This is a genomic window from Streptomyces sp. NPDC058674, from assembly GCF_042716505.1.
Classification (GTDB): Bacteria; Actinomycetota; Actinomycetes; order Streptomycetales; family Streptomycetaceae; genus Streptomyces.
Genome location: NZ_JBHXSC010000134.1, coordinates 1 through 4,711 on the forward strand (window position 1 = coordinate 1; position 4,711 = coordinate 4,711).

Sequence of the window (4,711 nt, forward strand, 5' to 3'; positions counted from 1 at the left end):
AGCCGCCCGCCACCACGATCTTCGCGGAGGTGGTGGAGCGAGGAGCCGCTCCGCCGCTAGAGCTTGCGAAGTCCACTGAGCACCCTTTCGAGCAGTGTCACGTCTGGCTGGCCGCCGGCAGACTCGTCGCCGCCGGGCTGGTGAATGGCGACAAGGCCCGCCTCCGCCAGGTCGGCGACGAGGATGCGGGCGACACCAAGAGGAATGGAGAGGAGTGCCGAGATCTCCGCGACGGATTTGATCTCCTGGCACAGACGGCAGATGCGCTGGTGCTCGGGCAACTGCCCTTGCAACCGCGCGGGATCGGCCGTGGTACTGACCAGCGCCTCGATGGCGAGCTGGTAGCGCGGCCGGGTCCGGCCGCCGGTCATCGCGTACGGACGCACCAGCGGGTTGTGTGCCTTCGGAGCGGGCTGGCGCGTGGCGCGCGGCGGCTGCTGCGGAGGCTGCTGGGGCTGCTGGGGCTGCTGGTACTGCTGGGGCTGTCCGTACGGCTGCTGCTGGTACGGGTTGTGCTCCGACACGGGCCGGCTGGGAGCAGACGGGAAGTTGAAGCGGTTCTGGTCGTGCCCACCCTGCGGCTGCTGCGCGCCGCCATAAGGATGTCCTCCGGGTGTTGTCACGTTTCCTCCTCCGACTCCAAGTACGCGGTGCTCCCTGTCGGGCCGCGCCACCGCACCCTATGGTGCGATGACGCGAAACGCACTGCCTGTCTGCTAGTTGAGAAGACTTCCCTGCAGCTCCGCGCGCAGGTCCGGGGTGAGGACACTGCCCGCGCGATCCACCAGAAGAGCCATCTCGTAGCCCACGAGACCGATGTCGCACTCGGGGTGCGCGAGCACCGCGAGCGAGGAACCGTCCGAGACGGACATGAGGAACAGGAACCCCCGGTCCATCTCGACCACGGTCTGGTTGACGGCGCCGCCCTCGAAGATCCGGGAGGCGCCGGCGGTCAGCGACGTCAGACCGGAGGCCACGGCCGCCAGCTGATCGGCACGGTCGCGGGGGAACCCGTCGGACATCGCCAGAAGGAGTCCGTCGGCGGAGACCACCACCGTGTGGGACACCCCGGGGGTGTTGTCCACGAAGTTGGTGATCAACCAGTTCAGGTTCTGTGCCGCCTGGCTCATCGGGCTCACACTAACGCTCCTGGTCATAGCTGTTACTTGACTGCTCGGAACCCGCGCTGCGTCCCTGCTGGACACCGCGCCGCAGGTTGCTCAACCTGCCGCGTACGTCCTCCGGGGCGCGGGAGACCTGTGGGCCGCCCTGCGGGGTCGTCTCCGCCGCACCCTCGACCAGGTTGGCCTTGGGTACCCGCCGAGGGAGACCGGACGGGGTGACCCCGCCCGCCTTCGGCTCGCGGAGCTTGCCGGCCTGCTGCCAGCGCTCGTCGTTGCGCGAGCGCCAGGCGGCGGTGCCTTCAGTTTCCTCCGGGGCCCGCTCCGCTTCAGCGGGCTGCTGCTGACGCTGCGGCCGCTGTTCGAAGAGGGATCCGGTGGACTCCGCTTCCTTCTGCGCCGGCTGCCACTGCTGCTGGCTGCCGCGCCGCGGCAGACCTGCTCCGGTCATCTTGTGGCCGGCGTCCGCAGCGGTATCCGGACGGTCGAAGCCTACGCGTTCCGGAGCCTGTTCGGGACCGGTCGGGGATTCCGATTCGGTCCCGTAATCCTGCTGGTAGGCAGCCGGATAGGTGTTCTGACCGGGCCACTCGGCCTGCGCGGACGGGGCTTCGTAGCCGCCGTCGTAGGCAGGGGCGTCCTGCTGCCGATCCGAGTAACTGTCTTCCGCATAGGCGTAGTCCTGCTGCGGGTAGGCGTCGAAGCCGGGCTGTGCCTGCTGCTGCTCGTACGGGGGTTCGTATCCCTGCCCGGGCTGCTGCGGGTAGTCCTGGTACGGCTGGTACCCGTGTTCGGGCTGGGGTTCCGGATACTGCCGGCCCTGGTGCTCCTGCTGCCCCTGCGGGTAGCCGGCCTGGGCCTCCAGCGCCGCCCGGCGCTCCTCGCGGCCCAGGGACCGGACGACCGGGTCGACCCCGGCGCCCTGCTGGTCGTACCGGGAGTCGTCGAAGCCGAGCTCCGCGGCCGTGCGCAGCTGGGGCGCCGACTGCGTCGACTGCTCCGGGATGATCTGGGAGACCGTGAAGTCGTCCTCCGGGAGGCCCTCGCCACCGCCACCGTGGGTGATGGCGTCGGGGAGCATGACCAGCGAGGTGGTGCCGGCCGCCTCGCCCGAGGGGCGCAGCTGGACGCGGATGCTGTGGCGGTCCGCCAGCCGGCCGACCACGAACAGGCCCATGCGCTGCGAGATCGCGGCGTCCACGGTCGGCGGGTTGGCCAGCTTGTGGTTGATGTCCGCGAAGTCCTCGGCCGTGAGGCCGATGCCCTTGTCGTGGATCTCGACCATCACGCGGCCGTCCGGAAGGCGCGTCGCGTTGACGCGGACCTTGGTCTGCGGGGAGGAGAACGTGGTGGCGTTCTCCAGCAGCTCGGCGAGGAGGTGCACGAGGTCGGTCACGGCCTGGCCGTGGATCTCGGCGTCCGAGACGCCGGAGAGCTCGATGCGCTCGTACTGCTCCACCTCGGAGGAGGCGGCGCGCAGGACGTCGACCAGGGGGACCGGCTGGTCCCAGCGGCGGCCCGGGTTCTCGCCCGCGAGGATGAGGAGGTTCTCGCCGTTGCGGCGCATGCGGGTGGCCAGGTGGTCCAGGCGGAAGAGGTTCTCCAGCTGGTCCGGGTCCGCCTCGTTGTTCTCCAGGTCGGTGATGAGGGTCAGCTGGCCCTCGATCAGCGACTGGTTGCGCATGGAGAGGTTCGTGAAGATCGCGTTGACGTTCCCCCGCAGGAGCGCCTGCTCGGCCGCGAGCCGCACCGCTTCCCGGTGGACCTGGTCGAAGGCGCGGGCGACCTCGCCGATCTCGTCCCGGGAGTCGATCGGGATCGGGTGGACACGGGTGTCCACCTTGCCCGGGTCGGTGCGCGAGAGCTGGTCGACGAGCATCGGCAGGCGCTGCTCGGCGATGTCGAAGGCCGCGGAGCGCAGCCGGCGCATCGCGCGGCCCATCTGGCGGGCCATGAGGCCGGCCAGGATGAAGGCGGCGAGCAGGGCCACGACCACGATGGCGCCGTTCATGATGGCGTCGCCGCGGGCTTCGTCGGAGACCGCGACGGCGTCCTTGACGGCCTTGTCGAGGAGTTCCTTCTCGATCTCGTCGTAGCCGTCGAACTTCGCGGTGGCGGCGGCCTGCCAGGCGGTGGGCGTGACGCCGTTGGCGGCGAGCCTGGCCTTGTTGTCACCGCCGGCGATGGCCTCCGTCATGCCGATGAGCGCGGAGCCGTTGACCACGGGCGGCGGCCGGAAGGCGGTGCCGGCCTGCTCCGCGTCGCCCTTGGCCTTCGCGAGCTTGGCCGCGCCGTCCTCGGCCTTCGCCGCCATGACCTCCTTGAGGCGGTTCGTGTCCGCCTCCGTGCCCGCGGCGACGTACTCGCCGATGGCTATCTCTTCGAGGTAGTTGTACGAGGAGAAGGCGATCAGCTGGGCCTTGCGGGTCTCCTCGACGGCGCTGGGCCGGACCAGCAGGTGGGTGCCGACCGCGCGCTGCAGCGAGTTCGCCGCCTTGGCCAGCTGGATCGCGTAGACCATGCGGCCGTACGAGGTGACGTTGCCGGTGCCGAGGCCGAGCTCGTTCGCGAACTGCATGAGGTAGTGCTGGACCAGCACATAGCCCTCTTCAGTCGGGATGGGGCCCGCTTCTTTGGGGAGGTTCTTCTTCGTGGTCTCGATCGCCGCCAGGTAGGCCGACTTGCGGACCACCTCCAGCTTGGGCTCCTCCGCGCGGAAGAGCTCCAGGCGGCGCTCCATGCCCTGGTTCTTGGGCATGTCCTTGACGGACTTGTCGAAGTTGGCCTTGGCGGCGGTGGTCGCCGCGTAGGCCTTGGTGACCGCCTCGCTCTTGGTGTCGCCGCTCAGCAGCGGCTCGGCCGTGAGGTCGCGCTCGTTGAGCAGCGCCTGGCTGTACTCGGAGGAGGCCTGGACGACCCTGGCTATCTTCTCGGCGTCCTGGGCTTCGTTCCAGGTGTCGATGGAGCCCTTCACCTGGAAGCCGCCCATGACCAGCCCGACGAGGGCGGGCACGAGCAGGATGGCGTTCAGGCGGGTCGGCACGCGCCAGTTGCGGGGCGAGAACCTGCTGGTGCTGCCGCCGCTCGCGGGCGGTTCCACGGGCGCGTCGACGGGCGACGTGCCCACTCTCGGCGGCGGGGTGAAGTTGCCGCGCGCGGGTTCATCCGCGGGGCTTGCGTTGCTTCGCCTCACTCGACCAACAACCTCTCCGCGGTGCTACTAGCTGGTTCGTTGAATTCCAGCACGGTTAACGGCCGTGTTCCAAACAGTTGAAACCGGCCATTCCCAGAACCTTATGCCCTACATAAATCGGACATAAAGAGCTTCGTGCGGCAAATATGGGGGGAGTTGTGAGCGTAGCGGCACCAACCGAACGCACCCTGTCGCCGTCCGGCGTGAATTCTCTGTCGAAACGTTATGAACGACAGGGGCGGGCCGTGTCGCACGACACAGCCCGCCCCAGCGCGCGACGCGTGAAAGCGTGCTACTTGAGCCGTGCCATGAGGGCGTGCTCGACGAGCGTGATGAGCGCGCTCTTGGCGTCCGCGCGGTGGCGGGCGTCGGTGGTGATGATGGGGGCGTCCGGGCC

General features: G+C 69.2%; 3 protein-coding genes and 2 pseudogenes. All 5 read right to left on the reverse strand.

The window, feature by feature from the left end; all coding sequences use genetic code 11:
• Positions 1-76 (reverse strand): annotated as a pseudogene (locus tag ACFWU6_RS33525) (ATP-binding protein); the annotation flags it as partial.
• Positions 57-623: a DUF742 domain-containing protein gene (locus ACFWU6_RS33530; protein ID WP_383985245.1), complete on the reverse strand. Its 567-nt coding sequence runs from the start codon at positions 621-623 to the stop codon at positions 57-59. The pseudogene ACFWU6_RS33525 and the gene ACFWU6_RS33530, both read right to left, overlap by 20 nt.
• 93 nt (positions 624-716) lie before the next feature.
• A complete protein-coding gene (locus ACFWU6_RS33535; RefSeq protein ID WP_030037347.1) occupies positions 717-1,130 on the reverse strand; it encodes a roadblock/LC7 domain-containing protein in 414 nt (137 codons plus the stop codon).
• Positions 1,131-1,140: 10 nt separating this feature from the next.
• Positions 1,141-4,314: a nitrate- and nitrite sensing domain-containing protein gene (locus ACFWU6_RS33540; RefSeq protein ID WP_383985248.1), complete on the reverse strand. Its 3,174-nt coding sequence runs from the start codon at positions 4,312-4,314 to the stop codon at positions 1,141-1,143.
• A 292-nt stretch (positions 4,315-4,606) separates the two neighbouring features.
• Positions 4,607-4,711: pseudogene (locus ACFWU6_RS33545) on the reverse strand (ATP-binding protein); the annotation flags it as partial.

Excerpts from the sequence above, each read along its gene's own strand:
- ACFWU6_RS33535 (WP_030037347.1), bottom strand. The coding sequence starts at position 1,130 with ATGAGCCAGGCGGCACAGAACCTGAACTGGTTGATCACCAACTTCGTG.